Source organism: Nostoc sp., assembly GCF_036919615.1.
Taxonomy (GTDB): Bacteria; Cyanobacteriota; Cyanobacteriia; order Cyanobacteriales; family Nostocaceae; genus Nostoc.
The window spans coordinates 73,615-95,624 of sequence record NZ_JBALCN010000100.1; the positions used below are offsets into that span (position 1 = coordinate 73,615).

General features: G+C 41.5%; 18 protein-coding genes and 1 pseudogene. 15 read left to right on the forward strand and 4 right to left on the reverse strand.

Features of this window, described 5'->3' with window-relative positions; translation table 11 throughout:
- Positions 1-23: 23 nt before the first annotated feature.
- From ribA to V7K48_RS31180, 9 genes and pseudogenes are all read left to right on the forward strand, one after another.
- Positions 24-588: pseudogene (gene ribA, locus V7K48_RS35275) on the forward strand (GTP cyclohydrolase II); the annotation flags it as partial.
- Positions 573-1,703, forward strand: a complete 1,131-nt coding sequence (locus V7K48_RS31145; protein WP_442949499.1) for a RibD family protein — start codon at positions 573-575, stop codon at positions 1,701-1,703. The pseudogene ribA and the gene V7K48_RS31145, both read left to right, overlap by 16 nt.
- A 92-nt stretch (positions 1,704-1,795) precedes the next feature.
- Positions 1,796-2,776: a zinc-dependent alcohol dehydrogenase gene (locus V7K48_RS31150; protein WP_335078608.1), complete on the forward strand. Its 981-nt coding sequence runs from the start codon at positions 1,796-1,798 to the stop codon at positions 2,774-2,776.
- Between the two features lie 5 nt (positions 2,777-2,781).
- The gene (locus V7K48_RS31155) at positions 2,782-3,159 is read left to right on the forward strand and encodes a 6-pyruvoyl trahydropterin synthase family protein (RefSeq protein ID WP_335078610.1); all 378 of its coding nucleotides are present in this window, start codon (positions 2,782-2,784) and stop codon (positions 3,157-3,159) included.
- Positions 3,160-3,284: 125 nt separating this feature from the next.
- On the forward strand, positions 3,285-4,148 hold the full coding sequence (locus V7K48_RS31160) for a glycosyltransferase (RefSeq protein ID WP_335078611.1): 864 nt from the start codon (positions 3,285-3,287) through the stop codon (positions 4,146-4,148).
- A 439-nt stretch (positions 4,149-4,587) separates the two neighbouring features.
- On the forward strand, positions 4,588-4,965 hold the full coding sequence (locus V7K48_RS31165; RefSeq protein ID WP_335078613.1) for a 6-pyruvoyl trahydropterin synthase family protein: 378 nt from the start codon (positions 4,588-4,590) through the stop codon (positions 4,963-4,965).
- A complete protein-coding gene (locus V7K48_RS31170) occupies positions 4,949-6,022 on the forward strand; it encodes a glycosyltransferase family 4 protein (RefSeq protein WP_335078615.1) in 1,074 nt (357 codons plus the stop codon). Before V7K48_RS31165 ends, V7K48_RS31170 begins: the two co-directional genes overlap by 17 nt.
- On the forward strand, positions 6,022-6,897 hold the full coding sequence (locus V7K48_RS31175) for a class I SAM-dependent methyltransferase (protein WP_335078617.1): 876 nt from the start codon (positions 6,022-6,024) through the stop codon (positions 6,895-6,897). Before V7K48_RS31170 ends, V7K48_RS31175 begins: the two co-directional genes overlap by 1 nt.
- A gap of 72 nt (positions 6,898-6,969) precedes the next feature.
- Positions 6,970-8,064, forward strand: coding sequence for a restriction endonuclease (locus tag V7K48_RS31180; RefSeq protein WP_335078619.1), 1,095 nt, complete (start codon positions 6,970-6,972; stop codon positions 8,062-8,064).
- Positions 8,065-8,206: 142 nt separating this feature from the next.
- Here V7K48_RS31180 and V7K48_RS31185 read toward each other — a convergent pair whose 3' ends face one another.
- A complete protein-coding gene (locus tag V7K48_RS31185) occupies positions 8,207-10,216 on the reverse strand; it encodes an amylo-alpha-1,6-glucosidase (protein ID WP_335078621.1) in 2,010 nt (669 codons plus the stop codon).
- A gap of 357 nt (positions 10,217-10,573) precedes the next feature.
- On the opposite strand from V7K48_RS31185, the gene V7K48_RS31190 reads away from it, so the two are divergent.
- Positions 10,574-10,864, forward strand: a complete 291-nt coding sequence (locus V7K48_RS31190; RefSeq protein WP_335078623.1) for a hypothetical protein — start codon at positions 10,574-10,576, stop codon at positions 10,862-10,864.
- An 804-nt stretch (positions 10,865-11,668) separates the two neighbouring features.
- Complete coding sequence (locus V7K48_RS31195) at positions 11,669-12,937, forward strand: ATP-binding protein (RefSeq protein ID WP_335078625.1); 1,269 nt, start codon at positions 11,669-11,671, stop codon at positions 12,935-12,937.
- Between the two features lie 380 nt (positions 12,938-13,317).
- Here V7K48_RS31195 and V7K48_RS31200 read toward each other — a convergent pair whose 3' ends face one another.
- Positions 13,318-14,364 (reverse strand): threonine aldolase family protein, encoded by a 1,047-nt coding sequence (locus V7K48_RS31200; protein WP_335078627.1) that lies wholly within the window; start codon positions 14,362-14,364, stop codon positions 13,318-13,320.
- Positions 14,365-15,440: 1,076 nt separating this feature from the next.
- On the opposite strand from V7K48_RS31200, the gene V7K48_RS31205 reads away from it, so the two are divergent.
- Entirely contained in the window at positions 15,441-16,223 is a 783-nt protein-coding gene (locus V7K48_RS31205) for an ABC transporter ATP-binding protein (RefSeq protein WP_335078629.1), read from the forward strand.
- Between the two features lie 127 nt (positions 16,224-16,350).
- Complete coding sequence (locus V7K48_RS31210; protein WP_335078631.1) at positions 16,351-17,790, forward strand: MlaD family protein; 1,440 nt, start codon at positions 16,351-16,353, stop codon at positions 17,788-17,790.
- Positions 17,791-18,404: 614 nt separating this feature from the next.
- Here the strand turns inward: V7K48_RS31210 and V7K48_RS31215 are convergent.
- Positions 18,405-19,001 carry a TetR family transcriptional regulator gene (locus V7K48_RS31215; RefSeq protein ID WP_335078633.1) on the reverse strand — a complete coding sequence of 199 codons (597 nt, stop codon included), beginning with the start codon at positions 18,999-19,001 and terminating at the stop codon, positions 18,405-18,407.
- 59 nt (positions 19,002-19,060) lie between these two features.
- Positions 19,061-20,059 carry an aldo/keto reductase gene (locus V7K48_RS31220; protein WP_335078635.1) on the reverse strand — a complete coding sequence of 333 codons (999 nt, stop codon included), beginning with the start codon at positions 20,057-20,059 and terminating at the stop codon, positions 19,061-19,063.
- 198 nt (positions 20,060-20,257) lie between these two features.
- On the opposite strand from V7K48_RS31220, the gene V7K48_RS31225 reads away from it, so the two are divergent.
- Complete coding sequence (locus V7K48_RS31225) at positions 20,258-21,397, forward strand: phosphotransferase enzyme family protein (RefSeq protein WP_335078637.1); 1,140 nt, start codon at positions 20,258-20,260, stop codon at positions 21,395-21,397.
- On the forward strand, positions 21,394-21,933 hold the full coding sequence (locus tag V7K48_RS31230; RefSeq protein WP_335078639.1) for a DOMON-like domain-containing protein: 540 nt from the start codon (positions 21,394-21,396) through the stop codon (positions 21,931-21,933). Before V7K48_RS31225 ends, V7K48_RS31230 begins: the two co-directional genes overlap by 4 nt.
- The last annotated feature ends 77 nt before the right edge of the window (positions 21,934-22,010 follow it).

Genomic DNA, 22,010 nt, shown 5'->3' on the forward strand with positions numbered 1-22,010 from the left:
GTGCATTTGCAGAAACTGTAGCGATCGCCAAATTACCCAGCGAATTTGGTCAGTTTAAAATTTATGGCTACCGTAATACTCTGGACAACTCAGAAAACGTAGCGATCGTCAAGGGTGAACCGACAAAGTTCGATAACTCGGTAATGGTAAGAATACATTCAGAATGCTTAACAGGGGATGCCTTGGGTTCTCTGCGCTGTGATTGTGGAATGCAGTTGCAAATAGCACTGAGGATGATTGATAAAGCAGGTCAAGGGGTGATAATTTATTTGGCGCAAGAGGGAAGAGGTATTGGTCTGTTAAATAAGGTGAAAGCCTATTCTTTGCAAGATTTGGGATTGGATACAGTCGAAGCAAATGAACGTTTGGGATTCTCTGCTGACCTCCGGGACTACAGCATGGCGGCGCAAATACTTAAGGATTTAGGGGTGAATCAAATTCGCTTGATTACTAATAATCCTCGCAAAATTGCTCGTTTACAAAACTACGGTATTGAGGTAGTCGAACGTATTCCTTTAGCAATTGAACCCAATGACTACAATTTAAATTATTTGACGACTAAGGCAAAGAAGCTGGGGCATCTTCTAAAAGTAAAACACCGACAACCTCAAGCAATAAATGCATTGAAAATTGATGAACATTTAGAAGATATTTGGTCAGCATTACTAGAATGCAAAGAGGTCATGAAAAGTGAACCTCCCCAACTTAATGAATATTGGGCTTTTTTTGGTAATGCAAAAAGTCCGTGGAGTTTCCAAAAACTTTCTAACGAAAAGATACCCCATATTCCAGAAAGTGATTTCTTAATTATTATCGATTTTCAAAATGATTTTTGTCAAAACTTGAATTTCGCAAATCAACTATTTTCTCAAGTACAATCTGCCATCGTATTCAAAAGCGACTCCCCTTTTAAAAGCGATATCGTGCAAGATGCCCAATGTTTTAAAGGAATGTGGAGCAGCAATGGATGGCAAACTTTTTCCTTATATATAAGGCTCTTAGTTGCTCAAAGAGAAGCTTACCTAGAAAAGCGTCCTTTTCTGATGGCTCACTTGGCACAATCTCTTGACGGCAAAATTGCAGCAGTCAATGGAAACTCTCAGTGGCTCAGTAACGAGGCTAACTTGAAACATGCCCATCGTCTGCGTGCCCTTCATGATGCCGTCATGGTAGGAGCAGTAACGGCAACACTTGACAACCCTAAGTTAACGGTTCGTTTAGTCCCTGGCAAGCATCCAACTCCTGTGATTATAGAAGGTCAAAACGATTTGAGGCTTGATGATTTGCACATGATGGCGCTTCATGAAAGAGTGATTGTGTTATGTCCTCAAGGAAAGCAGGATCGAATACTACCACAAGCAGCTAAAGAAAAAATTTTGGAGCTTCCGATCTCTTCAACAAAAGATTCTCAAGAAAGACCCGTTTTAGTTCCCTCAGAAATTTTAAAGGTTTTATACGAAAATGGCATTTCAACTATTTTTTTGGAAGGTGGAGGACAAACTGTATCCTATTTCTTGCAAGCTAATTGTATAGAGCTACTACATCTCCATTTTTCTCCTTTGATTTTGGGTTCTGGACGGTCGAGTTTCACCCTTCCAGTTATAAACTCGATCGACGAAGGACTCCGCTTTAAAATGAAACACTTTGATCTTGATGGAGAAATTCTGGTGGAATTGCTCCAAGATAAGCAGTCACGCATTTAATTTGCTCGTTGAGGCTGATCGGGAGTCAGAGAGATGAATTGTTTGTGCTCTTGCTTAAAACTACGCAATTAAAATGTACAACAGCTTTAAAAATGCCTACAAATTCTCCAGCTTATGCCTATTGGTTAGTCTCTCCTAGCCTTGGTGAAATTAGAGAAACCTCAGTCACGCCGTCCCTTAAAGATCCTCTGTTTTTGGACACGCTCTACAGTAGCATTAGTCCGGGTACAGAGCGGCTGGTAGGTCTAGCAAAAGTCCCCCAAGAGTGCTGGGAAACGATGCGCTGTTGGTATATGGAAGGCAGTTTTGCCTTGCCTTTAAAGTACGGTTACAGTCTTGTTGGTCAAGCTGATGAAGGTGACAATCAGGGGAAACGATTTTTTGTCATGCATCCCCACCAATCGAGAGTCGTCGTCGAGAGTTCTGATGCTTTAGAGTTGCCAGATTGGCTACCTAGCAAACGGGCGACTTTAATTCCCAACACGGAAACAGCCCTGAATGCAGTTTGGGATGCCGAAGTTAGTCAGGGCGATCGCATTCTAATTGTTGGTGCAGGTATTATTGGTATTCTCATTAGCTTTGTCCTCAGCAAAGAGTATGGTATTGGGGCAGATTTTTTAGAACAAGATCAGCAGCGAATTCAATACTTAGAACAACTACCTTGGCTGCAAAATTCCCGTTTAACAACCGACTATAAAGAAGGCAATTATAATATTGTTTTCCATACCAGCGCATCCTCTTCTGGATTTCAAAGTGCGATTAATGCTCTGGCTTTTGAAGGTCGCTGTATCGAACTGAGTTGGTACGGAACACAATCAGTTTCCTTGCAATTAGGGGGTTCCTTTCATTACCAACGCAAACAAATTATCGCTTCTCAAGTTTCTGCGATCGCTAGACCTATGCGAAAGCTGATTGACTATCGTCAGCGCAAAGAACGGGTTTTGAGCTTGCTCGCAGATGCAGCCGTAGATATTCTTCTTGAACCTGTGATTTCTTTTAGAGACTTGCCTGAATTTATGTCACTGTTATATCAGCGTCAAGTGCATCCAGTTTCGCCGTTAATTGAGTATTAAAAATCATGTTTTCTGTTGCAGTAAAAGACCACATCATGATTGCCCACAGCTTCCAAGGGGAAATTTTTGGCCCCGCTCAAAAGCTGCATGGAGCAACCTATATAATCACAGCTGAATTCAAAGTCGCTCAGTTGGATGAAGATGGCTTAGTAATTGATATCGGTCAGGCGATCGCAATTCTCAAAGAAGTTCTAGAACCGCTAAATTACCAAAATCTGGATACTCTTGAACAATTTAAGGGGATAAATACAACGACGGAACACATGGCTTATTATATTCACCAACAAATTAGCAAGCAGGTAAGCTCTTTTTTCAAAGGCTCTCTCAAAGTCATTCTGGAGGAAAGTCATATTGCTTGGGGAAGCTATGAAGCACAGGTATGATCCGAGCGCGATTTATTTTATTCAGCTTCAATTGAGGCAGAGATATTAATATCCTACGCCGAAATAGTTATTCTTCTATCACCTTTGCTCAAAGATTTCTGTCTAACGATACTGACTTCCCATTCATGAAACCAAAACAACCAACTCAAGGCGTAATATATTTTGCTGTAGACGCATGGCCATATCTAGAATCTGCTGTGATCAGTGCTTTTGCTCTCCGTCAGGTATGCCCTCAGCTACCAATCATCATCTTTTCAAATATAAAATGTACAGAGCTTCAAGAGCAGTTATCAGAATTTAATATTGCCCTCAAACCAATTGTGATTCCTGAAAAAGAGAGGCTAAACAATGTAATGGTTTCAAGGGTCATTAAAACCAGCTTGCATACTTTTACAGTGTTTGATGAAACTTTATACTTAGATGCTGATATTTTGCCGATAAAACCAATTGATGAAATCTGGGGCTTTTTCAACCATGGAAATATTGCCATGGTACCTGACCCAGTCCCTAAAATGGTTGATTGCGCTAATTGCGACAACTATGTTTCTTCTGAAGAAAAAGACTACACGTTAAAAACTTGTGCTGCTGATTTGGTTCAATTTAATAGCGGTCTGATACTTTGGAAAAATACACCCGATGCTTATACTCTATTTGAAACTTGGCAAAAAGAATGGAGGAGATTTAAGCAGCAGGATCAATTAGCTTTGTCCCGAACAATTCAGGAAACGAAAAATCAAATTGTACATCTACCATATGCTTATAATTACCCGGGTTCTTGGTTCGCCAAGATATACCCGATAGAGCAGATGGAGCAGAGAGTTCCTGACCTTCCTGAACTGAATGATATTAAGATGATTCATTTTTATAATTCATACACATTAGAGGAGCAGGTTTTTAATAAAGTTGCTAGAAGATTAATGCCTGATGCAACCGAAAAAGCCGTAAGATGTTTACAATCTTCAAGTAAACATGAGTTTGACGTGTATTGACCGTAAGCATTCAGTTGTCAGCTTATCCTGCTGTCAACTGCCTTAACTGCCTACATGATTCATCTTGCAAAGACCGCAACACCCCGAGCAACCTATTTGCTTCTCTACTGAAATGGTTACCTTAAAATCAATTATTTATATATCCCCTGGCAACTTGCCTTCTCTGTGGGCTGACACTGGGCAAATAGCTATAGTCAATTTATTTAAAAATCCCCTTTTAACGAGTAACATTGCTGAACGTGCTTTTCAGGAGGTACAAAATTTTACCTGGGATAATCGCGCCGACCAAGTTTTGCAGTTTGCGTCGAAAAGATTACAGGAGTATAGACAGCACTGAGGATAATTGAAAACGTAGGTCAAGGGGTGGAAGTTTACTTATGTCACTATTATCTCAGCGTCAAGTGCATCCAGTTTCGCCGCTAATTGAGTATTAAAAATCATGTTTTCTGTTGCAGTAAAAGACCACATCATGATTGCCCACAGCTTCCAAGGGGAAATTTTTGGCCCCGCTCAAAAGCTGCATGGAGCAACCTATATAATCACAGCTGAATTCAAAGTCGCTCAGTTGGATAAAGATGGCTTAGTAATTGATATCGGTCAGGCGATCGCAATTCTCAAAGAAGTTCTAGAACCATTAAATTACCAAAACTTGGATACTCTTGAACAATTTAAGGGGATAAATACAACGACAGAATACATGGGTTATTATATTCACCAGCAAATTAGCAAACAGGTCAGTTCTTTTTTCAAAGGCTCTCTCAAAATTATTCTGGAGGAAAGTCATATCGCTTGGGGAAGCTATGAAGCTCAGGTATGAAGCGAGCACAATTCATTTTATTCAACCTCAATTGAGTCATGTATCAGGAGGCTCGATTTACAATTCAGAAATTGTCAAACGCCTAGAGCAGTCAGCCAGAGGGAAGGGATTTTTTCACACCTTAAATAGCCCTATTACCGAGCTGATTGAGCGTTTCAATGCTTTGCCTGCTAGCTGCACCTTTGTGCTTGATGGACTCTACTTTACAATTCCTGAATTCAAAGCTTCTGTTAATAAATTTAGTCCCTATTTCCAGCAGATTTACCTGATGCTTCACTATCTTGAGTCGAGGAATATCTACTACTCAAATCAGGAAAAGGAAGCCCTGTGGATTAGCGAGAAACTATGGCTAAAAGCTGTGAATGAGATTATTGTTCCCAGCTTGCAAATGCAAGATTATCTTTCAAGTCAGGGCATAGAAAAAGATAAGATCACAGTAGCATTTCCAGGGATAGAAAAGGTTCAAGTATCCCGTTTGTCTCATCCCAAGAAGCTTTTTGAAAAAGAGCCGATAAATCTGATTACAGTAGGAACATTTTCTCAAGGCAAAGGACAACTCGATTTAGTAAAAATGTTAGCCCAGATGCAGGTGAAAAATTTTCGCCTGCATTTAATTGGTGATTACGAACAGAACGCCAGTTACACAGAGGAGATTTTTGGGATAATAGAGCGATCGCGTCTTCAAGATTGGATCATTTTACATGGCTACCTTCCGCAACAGGCTATGTTTGACTTGTTCTCCCAATGCGATCTTTATCTCTCCCCATCTACCTATGAGAGTTACTCTATGGCTACCGCTGAAGCAGTTGTTCACGGGCTACCCGTATTAGCCTATGCAACGGGAGCAATTGTTGACTGGATTGAGGATGGTAGCAATGGCATACTAATTGAGCCAGGTAAGCAGGAGCAGTTTTTCAAAGCACTCACAAGGCTGCTTACAGTGCCTAATGAACTCACTCAGTTACAGACAAATGCTTTGGCTCACATCGCTAACCTATCCTTTAATTCTTGGGATAAAACTTATCGGGATTTTTTACAAGCATTTAATAAGGACTGATGAATAAAAACCAAAAATTAGCTCAATGGCTAGAACATCGTATTTCCTATGATGCTAAAGCGCGTAACTTAAATGTGGAAACAAGCTGCCAAGAATATCTCAAAAGGGACAAAAAGCTCAAAATTGTTGATTTTGGTGCAGGTACGGGAGCTAACTGCCGCTACTACTTTAGCAAAATTTCCCAGGAGCAGGAGTGGTTTCTAGTCGAACAAAATCAAGAACTTTTGGAAATCGCCCTTGATAAGCTAATCATCTGGGCGCAGGAAAATGGATATGAGTCACAATTACAGAACTCAAGATTGGTCTTGACAAATCAAGTTCATAAAATTACCATCCATAGAATTGTCGGCTCTATTTTGGATCTGGAAAATCTCATAGACTTAAATACTTTCGATTTAGCTGTCGCCAATGCAGTGTTCGATTTGTTTAGCGAAAAACAGTTTCAGACACTACTCGAATGTTTAAAAAAGTACCGATTGCCGATGCTAGCTACTATTAACTATACTGGCATGAATTTTATTCCTCAAACCGAGAACGATTCGGACTTTATTAAATACTACCATCACCATATGCAGCGCCATCAAGAATTTGGCAGGGGGATGGGCCCTGAGTGCGGTTCCTTTATGTGGGAAGCAATGAAGGGTATTGGGATGAAGGTATTACAAGGAGAAAGTCCGTGGGAAATCAGTAATAGCGATCCTGTCTTTCTTGAGTTCATCTTAGGGTTTATGGAAGAATCGATTCCAGAAATTATTGAAGAAGCAACTTTGCAGGATGAGTTAAATACCTGGTTGCTTGAAAAAGAACAGATGATTGCTCAAAAAAAGCTTAGTTGTAGCGTCGCGCATCAAGATTTTTGGGGTTACTGGGAGTAGTTAGACCAGTTTAGTCGCAGGGTAAGGCACTTGTATTATCATAGTAGTATTTATAATATTTTAAGCTCAACTATGCCTACACCCTCCACAAGTGATTTACCAATACCTAAATTTTGGGATGAATTTGAGGATATTGTTTGGGAAATTTACACACGTCAGTGGCAAGACCCCTATGCACAGAGATATGGTAGAAATGGACAGGCTCAAAACGGTATTGATATCTATGGTCAGCAAAACGGCTCTGGTAGCTATGTAGCTGTTCAGTGTAAACGCTATCAAGACAAAAAACTGAACAAGCGAACGATTTTGGCAGAGGTCAAAAAAGCAGAGACTTTCTCATCTCCAATTAGCAAGTATATTATTGCAACTACAGTATCAAGAGATACCAAAATTCAAGACTATGTTAGGCTTCTGAACGAAAAACGTAAATCAGAGAACTTATTCTCTATTCATCTGATTTTTTGGGAAGATATATGTAATTATTTGGCAGATATAAGCAATCATGACCTACTCAAGAAATACTACTCAGAGTGGGAAAAAATTTTTACAACCCAGCCAATAATTCAAGAAAAGCAGAATATATCTACTCAATACCCTTTAAATATATTATTAGCCAAGAAGTTCTGTGAATGCGTTGATTATTTGGGAGTTTTCCTCAATTACTTTCTTGCAAATGAGTTAGGGTATGAAGAATCTGAACAGGTAGTTAATAATACTATTTGTACCGTTTCGCAAAGCTATGATCCAAATGCGCTAGAAGTCATTATTAGCATTTTTGAAAAGAACGATTTAATGCAGCCATCTAACAAAGGTGAGCTATCTTGGCAAGAATTCCTTATTACAGCTTTTGAAAGAATATATATAGAGTGTGAGAGCTTACTAACAAAGTATGGTGGTTCTGGTAGCCCAGAATTAATTTTAGAATTAGACAGGATAAAAGATGTTTCTAAAACCATGATAGACTTTACCAGTAGTTCTTCATCTGTGCAGGAAACGGACTCTAGAGGGGTGAGGCAGAAAGCATATGCAAAATATATCTTAAAGGACTACTTTTTGGAGGTGATAAGGGCACGTATACTTGCGATTCAATACCTTATTTCCTTTGATCTTGAAGCAAAAATCCAGCCCAAAGTGCTACCAGGTGAGAACTTGAAGGTCAAACCATAACAGAATAATAATTATGAGCAATTGTACAGACTAACAACGCGGTGCAGCTTGCGAATAGTTCAAGTCTCGGCTGTCTATTCCGGGTTAGCTAACACAAACGATTTTGATTGGCCGATCGTTAAGTCCTGAGTTATTCCCCGTATCAAATCTCTGTCGCCAACCAAGCACGTAAAACCTCTGCCACTGTCCACGCTTGGGCAATACATCCCCGTGGAGTCATCGGGGCATCTCCATCAAAAATCTCGCTGAGACTACCAAGACCGTGTGCAGTGAGATGATTAGCCATTGGTTCCAAAAATTGACGAGCCTGCTCAGGATTTTTGTAGACGCGCAGGTGTGCTAGAATAAACGGCCCCAACAACCAACCCCAAACTGTCCCTTGGTGATAAGCTCCATCACGTTGATACTGATTGCCACCGTATTTACCATGATATTGAGGATGATCAGGGGCAAGCGATCGCAATCCATGAGAGGTCAGCAAGACTCGTCCGCAAGCTTCCACCACACTCCTTTGCTGGGCAGGTGTTAGCGGACTTTCTGGTAATGAAACAGCAAAGATTTGGTTAGGACGCAACGCCGAATCATCACCATCAGGACTGTCTAGAACGTCATAGCAATAACCTGTCTCCTCATTCCAGAAGCGAGAAAATCTATACTGAGCACGGTCTGCCATTGCCTCATATTCTTGATGTGGTTTACCAAGCTGACGGGCAAACTTTGCCATTGTTCGTAGAGCATTATACCACAGGGCATTAACTTCAATCGGTTTGCCAATTCGTGGCGTAACTACCCAATCGTCAACTTTGGCATCCATCCAGGTCAGTTGTACACCTGTAACGCCTGCATAAAGTAAGCCATCGGCTGCATCGAGGTGGATGTTATAGCGTGTACCGCGACAGTGCCAATTAATCATGTCTGCAAGTATTGGAAAGAGTTCACTAAGCAAATTATCATCGTCTGTAGCGCTGTAGTAGGCACGGACTGCTTCAAAGTACCAAAGAGTGGCATCGACAGTATTATATTCTGGTTGCTCACCTGCATCGGGAAAGCGATTCGGCAACATTCCTTGGTCTACGTATCTAGCAAAGGTGCGAAGAATTGAGCGTGCTACCTCTGGGCGACCAGTCGAAATTGTCAAACCAGGGAGACTAATCATTGTGTCGCGTCCCCAGTCGCCAAACCAGTGATAACCAGCGATGATGGTTTTACCGTTGGAGTCTTCTGGTACTGGACGGTTAACAATAAACTGGTCAGCAGCTAGTACTAGATGGTTGATCCAGCTAGGTGATTCCTTAGTGTTGAGGGGTCTGTTACTATTCCAAAGTCCTGTTAGCTTCTGCTCTTGAGCGCGACGCAACTTAAGGGCAGCTTCGACATGCAAATCTGGTTGTTTTTCTGTGCTGGCTACAAACGCGATCGCTTCCCCAGGATTTAGTGTAACTTCAAAGGTGGCGGCGTGGAGATGGTCTTCTTTATCTCTCAATCCCCGATAGCGTTCAACTGCCAAGTCAAAGCCATAATACCAATTGTGGGCAACAAATGCACTACCGCGTGAAGCGTAGCTATCGCCTTTAGGCGAATCGCTCAACAGATACAGTGGTACAGCGCCCGAATAAGCAGTTACACAAATTCCTTGTTCCACCTGCTCAACAGACATCTGCCAGCCGTTGCTTTGAGTGTCGCCGTGATAATCGCGGTAGTTGACCATTGCTTTGAGCGTCAACTTCAGCGGTTGGGTGGCACGACGCAGAGTATATTGGACATAGGTTGTGTTAGCGCCTTGTTGCATCCATACCCGTTTTTCTAATAAGGCATCAGCAACAGCAAAACGCCATACGGGTATTGTGTTTTCCAGAGAAAAACGTTCAATATGTTGATAACCGTGGGGACTGACAATCCCATCTGCCCAACGATTGGTGTGTAGAGAATAAGAGCGAGTGTCATACAGGACAGTTTCATCTAGTTTTGCCAGCAGCAAAGTGCGACCCAGAGGTGGTTTCAATGCTGCTACCAGTAGTCCGTGATAGCGGCGGGTCAATAAACCTGCCACAGTTGCAGAAGCGTAACCACCAATGCCGTTAGTAACTAACCACTCCCGCGATTCTGCGGTGTCGAGATTGCCGCAGATTTCCCGCCCAAATTCTATACACATAAAATTAACACTTTTCCTTGGAATCAATATCTGGATTATCGATTATGAATCCTCTACTGTGCTGAGATCGGTTAATCCTCACTAAAATCTTAACTGCTAATCAAAGCTAAAACTTATTATTTTAAGTAATATTAAATACTAGTACTTTCCTCAGACATTTATGTAAATAGAAGCTAATATGCCTTGAAACGATTCTTTAAGACATTTATTAATTACTTAATTATGTAGATTAAATTCTCGTTTGACATCAAAGGTTATATATGCAACTTTATCCTCTGCGTGAGGTGGGCAAACGATGATACTCACTCATTGCCACCAAATTTTTATATTCTGGCAAATCATAGGGGGAAGAATAGAGTGTTGAAAGATGTTGAACGTTGTATTCCTTCAGAAGAAAAATATCTGGAGGCATTCCACTCAATTTATGAGGGATTGACTCCGGGACACAAAACCATCTTGAATAAGTTGTATCAGCATTGTTACTTTATGAAGGACAATCGCAGATTACGTACTTGGGAGTTATCCGAAGCTGCGGGATATGATGGTGACTCTTCTGGTCAAATTGGTCATTTAGGTGCAAAGTTCTGCGAATTCTTTGGAGTAAAAGATGACGAATTTGGACAACCAGCACTTGCAATAATTAGTTAGTTTGCAGATGATATAAACGGGTATTGGTACATTGAGCTAATTCCGGAAGCAGCTAGAGCATTTAAGCATTTTCACCTCGAAGCTGTCTAATGTAAATGATAATTTTATAGGACTTACACACGGCCAATGAAACAAACTTTTATTTTGTTGAACTTCTGATCGTCCAGTAAGAATTTTAGTTACGAATTTATTTAATTTTGTTGATTCGTTTAGTTAGCGATCGCTCCTCTAAATCCGGCAACTACTTGTCCACCACGTATAATGATTTTGATTTATTGCAGATTCATAATTTGGACATACCTCATTTCTTATAGACATTATTTAATACTGAAAAGCCTGGGGAAAAGCTGCGAGGATATTTTGGCAAATTCCATAACTCTAGCAATAGGAGTTTCTTGATTATTCTCAGACTTTCCAGCACTGTCGTTTGGTGTATAAGTGCGATCGCACACAAGTTATATTAGGCTATACCTGCGAAGATTCAGCAGGTGGCGGGATAATCTCTACACCGTATCTTTGAGCATCTGCCAAAATTTTTTCTTGGCATAGTCAGTCGATGCATTGCCATTGTCAGTTGATGCATTGCCATTGCAGGTCAAGAGACTTGTGTGTACCGTAACCTTTTGCAGGGGGCTAGGGTAAAGCAAAATTGCTTACATTTAATTAAGTACAAATTCATCAGTTTGTTGTATGCAATAGCATCTGTCTCTAGTAAAATCTTTCTATCAAACTAGTGCAGCGTAGCCCAAATAACTATCCAGTTGATTTTTGAAATTATTTTTATAACCCATGCAATAGGCATCTATGAGCAAAACCAGTAATGACGAAATATTGTTGCACAACCAAACTCGGCAGCGTGAGCGGCAAATCATAGCACGTTTGTCTTCTTTGAACTATCGAACTGGCGAACTGAGTAGCTATTTGCATAATATTGCCTGCGGAGTCAGCGAACTGATTGGAGTTGATTGGACAGTTGTTACCTTTTGCCAAGAGGGATTTGAAACTGTTCTGGCGAGTAGTCTTGAAATGGGCGAGGGGGAACATGTTTATTCACTACATGGTTTACTAACTGGCACTGTTATCCAAATGGGTCACTCATTAGCAGTAGAAGATGCTCAAAAACACCCAGAATATGGACAGGCTCCAGAAGGTTATTGTGCATATTTAGGGATACCATTACGGACTGCTGAAAGTAAAGTGATTGGTACTATATGTTCATTTAATCACCAACCACGTGATTTTAAAAAAGAAGACATTCAAATTGTAGAATTGTTTGCTGAACGAGCTGCAACAGCAATTGATAACTATCATCTTTATCAACAACAGTGTCAATTTAATCATCTTTTGGAAGCTGAAGTTGAAAAACGTACCGCAGAATTACAAGCAGCCCAAGCCAAGCTTTTAGAACAAGAACGATTGGCAGCTATTGGTGAATTTGCTGCCATTATTGTGCATGAAATTCGTAATCCCTTGACTACAATGATTATGGGATTAAAGTATTTCCGAAAAACTATTCTGACTGAATCTGCTCAAGAGCGATTAGCATTGGCACTGAGCGAAGCTAGTCGTCTGGAACGTCTGCTTAGTGAAATTTTGCTCTATGCCAAGCCCCAAGTGTTGCAGCTTTGTGAATTAGATGTGAATGAATTCATTCATCAGTTGCTGGTATGCATTCGTGAAATGCCAGAAGCTCTGGAACGACAAATTGAATTTATTCCGGTGTTGCCTACGGTAAAAATTTTGGGGGATAAGGACAAACTTAAACAAGTATTTATAAACATTGTCCGCAATGCTTGTGAGGCAGTTGTACCAGGAGATGTTGTGAAGTGGAAAGTAGATTGTTTGCATCCAAATAAAGTCTGCATTAATGTCCACAATAGTGGTGAACCAATTCCATTAGAAGTTATCGCCAAGCTTTCTGTGCCATTCTTCTCCACAAAACCTTGTGGCACTGGGCTAGGACTTGCTATTACCAAACGCATCGTCAATGCTCATAGTGGAGAACTGTTAATTTCTTCTGACCTCTTGACAGGTACTACCGTGAGTGTTCAATTACCTGTAGTTCTTCAATGAAGTTTTGATTGATATCAATGCCAGATTTTGGCATGGTATTTACAAACAATTTAGGATTACTGTACAGGCGATCGCATTCCCTTTGCAAATATATTTTACCACTACAGGCGATATCTATTACTTTTACTTATAACTTGTGAGTTAAATCACACTAGCAACCTAAGCAAAGTGAAGTTTAAGTTCCATGCAAAGTAAGCACTTGCATTCTCAGTGATGACTAAGCTAATGAGCATTTAAGTTGCATAAAACCAGGGATAGATCCGCTTAATACAAGCCAATCAGCCTGGAAAAATCAATGACGATTAGCTTAATTGTGTTCGCCTAAGTTAGGGCAGTTTTATGATTGCTGTACTTATTTAAGTATTTGAGATTTTTTATATTTAATTTTTATCAAAATTTGCATTTTTAATATCACTAATCAATTCATCAATCCTTGATTTAGTTGTATTCCAACAACACATAAAACGTACTCCTCCCACACCAATAAATGTATAAAACTGCCAGTTCTTTACTTTTAAAGCATGAATGACTTGTTCAGGTAGTTTAACAAATACGGCGTTGGCTTCTCTAGGAAACATTAAGTCAACTCCTTCTATATTTAATAGTTGATTTTCTAAGTAATCAGCACATTGATTGGCATGTCTGGCATTTTTTAGCCAAGCACCAGTTTCTAATAAACCCAACCAGGGAGCAGAGATAAACCGCATTTTTGAGGCTAGCTGACCTGCTTGCTTGCATCGATAATCAAAATCCTCTGCTAGCTCTTTGTTGAAGAAAAGAATGGCTTCACCTAATGCCATTCCATTCTTTGTACCACAAAAGCACAATACATCCACTCCAGTTTTCCAAGTAATTTCAGCAGGGCTTTTATTCATCGCAGCAACTGCATTTGCAAAACGAGCACCATCCATATGAATCTTTAAGTTATACTTTTTCGCAACTTCTTTAATTTTCAAAAGCTCCTCAATAGAATATAAAGTTCCTAATTCAGTTGATTGTGTGATACTAATAACTTTAGGTTTAGGATAATGAATGTCAGTACGTTTAGTAACAATAGCCTCTATCGATTCTGATGTTAACTTGCCATTTTTACCTTGAGCAAGTAACAGTTTAGAACCATTAGATGCAAATTCCGGTGCGCCACATTCATCTGTTTCTATGTGAGATGTTTCATGACAAATGACGCTGTGATATGACTGACAAAGGGCAGCTAAAGATAAAGAATTTGCAGCTGTACCATTAAAGGTAAAAAATACTTCGCAATCAATTTCAAAGAGTTCCCGAAAATAATCTGTGGCTTTTTGAGTCCATTCATCATTTCCATAGGCTGGAACACTACCTTGATTTGCCCTAATCATATATTCCAGCGCTTCTGGACAAATACCAGAGGAATTATCACTTGCAAACTGCTCTAAGTTGCTACTCATAATCTCTACTTTTATTTTTCTCAGTAATTATTACAATATTAGTGAAAAATTTTTGTACCTGCCAACTCTAAGATTGATGGGTATGCTATTAACCTCTCAAATTATCTCATAACTCTGCTAATTACAAAAACTTTGGATGGTAGTAAACTAAATGTTTCTATAGCCCTACTTAATCATTCGTGTACAACAAAATTTCCGACTTATATAAAATGTCGGGAATCTAAACTTTTTGATTTTTACAAATTAAACAGAATTACTATAGCAGTCCTAAATCATGCGTGAACAACAAGATCCCCGACTTCATAAAAGTTGTTGGGTATCTAAGCCTCTCGATTTTCACAAATCAAATAGGATTGCTCTATATCTGGCATCAACGTGTTAATTTGTTTTTGTTATCGTAGCTTTTCTCTGAGTAGTTCTAGCATCGATTAGTATAAATATACTATTAGATGATTTTGCTGATGTCTACAGAAAACTGGAGTCTTAGTTTCCCGTTACTGAGACGTTAAATTACTACGGTGTCTACGTCAGCTTTGCGTTAAGGGGATTCTAGGACTTAAACATCGCAAGTAACTAAATATTATGCTAAAAAAATAAAGTTTGCTAATCAGAATGCTAGTCATATACTTATAATGTATCATACAATGCCCTACCAAGAACTATGACATCACTATTGGGTATATTTGTCCTTTGTTAGTTGTCAGTAATTATTTGTTTATTTTCTACTGACTAATTGACCCTCTGGATGACCCTCCTTCTAGTGCCTTTGCTAGGCGTAGTTTGCTTGTATTGTAGAAGTACGTCGCTAACGCCCAACGGAAAAGCCAGTTCCCTACGGCGTGAAACCCGCCTACCCAGCAGGTTCTGCGTTCGCGAAGCGTCCCGTAGGGAAGCAGTACAGAACTGGACTCACCAGTTGTTCATCGCGGAAACCATGCCAGTTGCTTCTCCCTTGGCCCTAGCCTCTCCTTTTGGGAGAAGTGGAGACGCTCTTGCTAGCTTGCTTCCTTGTAGGGGTACAAATTAGGGAACCCATCCAAGGCACTGGCTCACCAATGACTAATGACTAATAACTAATGACTGAACCATTGATTGAACTGAAAGGTGTTTCTAAGTCCTTTGGTAGCCATAAAGTTCTAGATAATGTAGACTTGACCATTTGCCGGGGAGAAGCACTGGGGATTATTGGGCCATCAGGGACTGGTAAATCAACAATTTTACGGGTAATCGCAGGATTAATTACTCCGGATGAAGGAGAAATTTATGTGCAAGGAGTGCGGCGAGACGGTTTGATTGAGGATGGTGGCCAGCAGGTTGGCATTGGCATGTTGTTTCAGCAGGCGGCGCTATTTGATTCGCTGACGGTGGAGGAGAATGTGGGATTTTTACTTTATCAAAATTCAAAGCTACCGCGATCGCGCATTCGAGATTTGGTAAAAGAAAAATTGGAGATGGTAGGTTTGCCAGAAATAGGCAATCTCTACCCAGCCGAACTTTCCGGGGGAATGCGAAAACGGGTGAGTTTTGCCCGTGCGATTATGTCTAACCCCGATACTCCCACTGAAGGCCCAGAAGTTCTACTATACGACGAACCAACAGCCGGACTTGATCCCATTGCCTCAACAGTAATCGAAGATTTAATCCGCTATTTGCAATGTTTACATGGAGTTTGTAGCACCTATGCGGTTGTTACCCACCAAGACAGCACTATCCGCCATACAGCTGATAGACTTATATTTCTCTACGAAGGTAAAGTGCAGTGGCAGGGTACAGTTAGTGAGATATACAACACAGAAAATCCGTTGATCAGACAATTTATCAGTGGAAGTGTACAAGGACCGATTCAAGTCGTCGGCTAGAAACTTAAAAGTGAAGAGTTAGAGACGCGATTAATCGCGTCTGTACAGGAGTTATGAGTTAAATTCAACTTATAACTCTTCACTCCTAACTTCTAACTCCTAATTGGTTGTTGGTGGAGGCAAAAAAATGCGAGGTCTTATGACAATCCGCTTCGCGTCTGGGCGAACATTTAGAGAAGGCTCTGTGGGGTTGTTACTCCTGCTAGGAATAGGGGTATTTGGATTAATGCTTTTGTGGTTAAATAGATTTACTTCTACTGGCCGGTCATACAAAGCCATTGTGGAATTTGTTAACGCTGGTGGAATGCAAAAGGGATCACCAGTTCGCTATCGTGGCTTTAAGGTAGGAACTATTTCCCAGGTTCGACCAGGGCCAAATGCCATTGATGTAGAGATTGAAATTGCCCAAACTGACCTAATTATCCCCCGGAATGTAGTGGTGGAAGCTAATCAAAGCGGATTAATTAGCGAAAGTATTATCGACATCACACCAAAAGCAACGTTACCTGCTGGGGTTGTGCTTGCTAAACCCCTAGATAAAAATTGTGATAACAGCCTCATCGTCTGTAATGGCTCTCGGTTAAAAGGTCAGGTTGGGATCAGTGTTGATGACCTAATTCGCAGTTCAACTGACCTAGCTGCTGCATACAATAACCCAAAATTTTATAGAAATGTCAATAGGGTTCTAGAAACTACCATAGGCGCAGCATCCAGTTTTACTGAGCTAAGTCAGGATTTACAAGGTTTGACCAAAAACTTGCGACAACAACTAAATACATTTTCAGCCACTGCTAATTCAGTGCAACGAGCGACAAACCAACTTAATGCATCCGCGAATCAAACACTAAATAAATTTGATGCAACTGCAACTCAAGCAAGTCGTTTGCTGAACAACCTAGATAACCTGTTGACAACAAATCGTTCTTCGCTAGTTGGCGCTTTGAACAATATCACCGAAACCAGCAACCAACTGCGTGTTACAGTCAGTAGCTTATCACCAGCTGTGAATCGATTGACTCAAGGACAATTACTCAAAAATTTAGAAACTCTTTCAGCAAATGCAGCACAAGCCTCAGCTAATTTACGCGATGCTTCTAAAACCTTAAATGATCCAAAAAATGTGGTGCTGCTGCAACAAACTTTAGATTCAGCGCGAGTAACGTTTGAAAATAGCCAGAAAATTACATCTGATTTGGATGAATTGACAGGTGATCCTAGTTTCCGAAAAAATTTGCGGCAATTGGTGAATGGTCTAAGTGGTTTAGTATCTTCTACACAACAGATGCAGCAACAAGTGCAAGTTGCTACGACTCTAGATTCGGTAAAAGCTGCTGTGAGTAAACCAAAGAATCTAATTCCTACCCCAGCACCAACCCAACAGGCGATGTCTAATGACAAGTCTCTACCTGTCTACGTAATTAATCCCTCACCTGCTGATTTTGTCAGTACCGACACCAATCCTCAATCAACCCCCAGTCAGTCTATCCCTAACTCATCCCAAGAAGACCTCTTGAAGCAGCTGCGGGAGTATGGCAAGCAACGGGAGCAACTGGAGACGGGAAAATAGGCAATACACTTGACAATTTTAAGTAAGATATTTTACTGTCAGGTAAGTGTGTTGAAGCTCATCGACACACTTCGTCCAAACCTTGAAAACCGTATAATTCCGTTGAGGTGTGTCGATTGCTCTTGTAGCAAGGGTTTCAGACGAAAAAATTCCCATTTTTTTCTCAATAAGCACCAATTTATTGATAATTAAAGAAGGTGTGTCGATTAGGGGGTTTTAAACCCGCTCCTAGTAAGGTTTCCAGAAGGTAACTCTTTACATAACCACTTCCCCTAACGGGGATGGAAACATTAAAGCTACTCTCATGAGTTTACTCAAAATTTAATCTTTACATAACCACTTCCCCTAACGGGGATGGAAACTAACACATGTCTAAACAATCTGAAAAACCAAAATACGCTTTACATAACCACTTCCCCTAACGGGGATGGAAACGTTCGTGTAGGGACAAATCATAATTTACCTCAACACTTTACATAACCACTTCCCCTAACGGGGATGGAAACTGTAGCTCAAACCCTTTTATGACGTCAAACTTTTAACCTACTTCCCCTAATGGGGATGTTTCCATCCCCGGTGGCGTGCGCCTGCTTTCACCCAATGCTGACAAGCACCTAAACGATTAACTCACCCACCACAAGACCAGCAAGTACCAAACGCCATACTTGGGCAAAATCTGTGTCGATGGCTGGATCACTCCATTCGGACGCATGAGCCGGATGGTGAAATCGAACCATCGCTTGAAAGATTGCCTTCGCTACTACCTGCGGATCAGTGACCTTAAACTCGTGATTGGAAATACCGCTCTCGACGATCGCAGCAACTTGCTTTACCAGTTCATCAATGTGAGCTTGAACCACCCCTCGCGCCTCTTGGGCGATCGCAGAATAGGTTGCAAACAATTCTGGCTCGTCCAGGACTTTTTGACGTTTCAGAGTTATGAGTAGCTCAAACCATCGGTGCAACCGTTCAACGGCGCAACCCTGCTCTTGGGCGATCGCTGCTAGCGGTGTGGAAACCCGATGCAGCCACCGTTCTGCTACCGCATCGCGCAGGGCAGCTTTGCTGGGAAAATGCCGATAAATCGTGCCGTGGCTCACTTCTAAAAAGCGAGCCACATCCACGACTGTTGCCTTTGCCAGACCGTAACGACGCAAAACCTCTTCCGCCGCGTCGAGAATCCGCTCCGGTGTCAAAGCTGAATCATTCATGCTAGGGATATTTTATCTCTTTTCACTATCCAGCATGAATCATTCATGCTAAGGATATTTTATCTCTTTTCACTATCCAGCATCGCCATTTGTTCTGGAGCATAGCGATCGCCAGCTACGGCATCCAGTGGCACTGCTGCCTCAATCTGGGTGAGATCATCCTCGCCCAAGTGCAGATCCAGCGCCCCCAACGCTTCATTCAAGCGATCGCGACTCCGTGCCCCAATCAGCGGCACAATATCGTTTCCCCGCGACAGCACCCAAGCAATTGCCACTTGAGCAACCGTGGCACTGTGTTCTTGGGCAATCAGGCGAAGGGCTTCGACTAGCAACAAATTGCGATCCAGATTCTCTCCAGAGAAGCGGGGCAGATGTCCGCGAGGGTCTTGCGCTTGCTCAGAGCGTTTTTTCGACCAGTGACCGCTCAACAACCCCCGTGAGAGGACTCCATAAGCGGTGACAGCAATGCCCAATTCCCGCACAGTCGGGAGGATGTCATTTTCAATACCACGACTCAGGAGCGAATATTCGATCTGAAGCCAGGTGATGGGATGAATTGCATGAGCACGCCGAATTGTATCTGCACCCACTTCAGATAAACCAATCTGGCGAATATATCCAGCTTTCACCATTTCGCTAATCGCCCCAACGGTGTCTTCAATGGGCACCGTCGGATCGAGCCGGGCTGGCTGGTAGAGGTCAATATAATCGGTTCCCAGTCGTTTCAATGTATAGGCGAGTGAAGTCTTCACGGCTTCAGGACGACCATCGAAGCCAAGAAACTTGCCGTCAGGAGACCGCAGCGCACCGAATTTAACAGCAATGTAGACATCTTCCCGCCGCCGTCCTGCTAGGGCTTCGTGTAGCAGCAGTTCATTGTGCCCCATGCCGTAAAAGTCGCCTGTATCCAGTAAGGTAACGCCTGCATCAAGGGCTGCATGAATTGTTGCAATACTTTCCTCGCGATCGGCTGGGCCATAAGCATCAGACATGCCCATACAGCCAAGCCCAAGTGCCGATATCGTTGAACCGTTTTTTCCAAGTTGACGCGACAACATAGTAACCTCTCCACTGTGGTGATAAAACTATGATAATTAAACAAATGACAAAAATCAATATCTGTCACTCAATACTTGTTTAAACCATCCAACACTGTAAGCATCTGTTGAAGCAAGCCTGCAATTTGACTATTTGTCGGATCTACTTATCAGCCTAAAATCTTCATAGGTGAGGAGTAATACAGGTTAAACACGAACATGACAGAAGAATTTAATACACAGCGTACAGAGAATCTGGTTGCGATGCCTTCGGCGGGCGCAGCCATCGCTGATCAATTCGCCCAATGGGGGAAGATTACAGGCGTTAAAGCATTTGGAAGTGGTAATATAAATGACACATTTTTAGTAACCCTGGATTCCTCAGCAGAACAGCATTTTATCTTACAACGCATCAACACACAGGTGTTTCGTCAGCCCCAACTGATTATGCAGAATATGCGTACCTTCACGGAACATGTTCATAAACGGTTACAGCATATACCCCTTAATCGTCGCTGGGAAGTGCCACGCGTACTGTTGACCAAGGATGTTCAAGACCACTGGAGGGATGCAGACGGCTCCTTTTGGCGGGCAATCAGCTTTATTGAAGGCTCCCAGTCTTTCGATACTATGCGCGATCGCTCTCACGCGAAAGAAGTCGGTTATGCCTTGGGGATGTTCCACAATCTGATCAGCGACTTGCCACCAGAAAAACTTGCTGACACCCTTCAAGGGTTCCATATTACACCGCTTTATCTCCAGCATTACGAAAAAGTGTTGGCGAAAAGTAGTGTGCGTAAATCTGCTGAAGTTAATTATTGCTTACAGTTTGTTAGCGATCGCCAAACTTTTGCACATATCTTAGAAAATGCCAAAGCTGAAGGCAAGCTACCTCTGCGTTTGATGCATGGAGATCCAAAAATCAACAATGTCATGTTTGACACTGCTACGCAGCAAGCCGTCAGCATCATCGACCTCGACACTGTTAAACCTGGTCTGGTACATTACGATATTGGCGATTGCCTGCGATCGGGTTGCAATCCGACTGGAGAAGAAACCGAGAATTGGGAAAGTATTTATTTCGATACTGATCTGTGTCAGGGAATCCTCAAAGGTTATCTCTCGGTAGCAAAGGCATTTCTTTCTGAGAATGATTATGCCTATGTTTACGATGCAATTCGTCTCATCGCTTTTGAACTAGGACTGAGATTTTTTGCTGATTATTTAGCAGGGAATGTCTACTTCAAAGTTAAGCACTCAGAACATAACTTGGCAAGAGCGATCGTCCAGTTTAAGCTTACCGAAAGTATTGAATCTCAAGAAACGCAGATTCGTAATATTATCAAAGACATGAAATGAACGATCAGACATTTTCCCTGCAACCCTTTCCTTCTACAAAATCCCTGCCTAAGTTGAAAATTGCAGGCAATATCGCCCGAAATGGTAATAAACTTGCCATCCGCTATCTGCTTAAAGGCGATTTAAAAGAAATTGCAATAGCTCCACTATCAAATACACGCTCACGTAAGCATGAATTGTGGAAAGACACTTGCTTTGAGTTCTTCGTTAGCATCAAAGATTCTCTACGGTATTGGGAATTCAACCTCTCTCCCGCCGGATACTGGAATGTCTATCGCTTTGATGCCTACCGTCAAGAAATGCAAGAAGAAACAGCCTTTACAATACTTCCGTTTAGTGTTCAGAATCAAGCCGACGGTTTAGCACTTGTGTTGGAGGTAGATTTGAATAAAATTGTCTCGGCAGAACAAGAAATTGAAGTTGCCATTACTACAGTTATTAAACATAGAGATGGTGAGGTGACTTACTGGGCGTTAACTCATCGAGGTGCAGAGGCTGACTTTCATTTGCGGGATACTTTCATCATTGAGTTGTGAGAACACGTTTTTACAGCAAACCGTGTATTTCGACAACATGTAGTTAATAAATCTAAACTTTATATGAGCTTGCATAA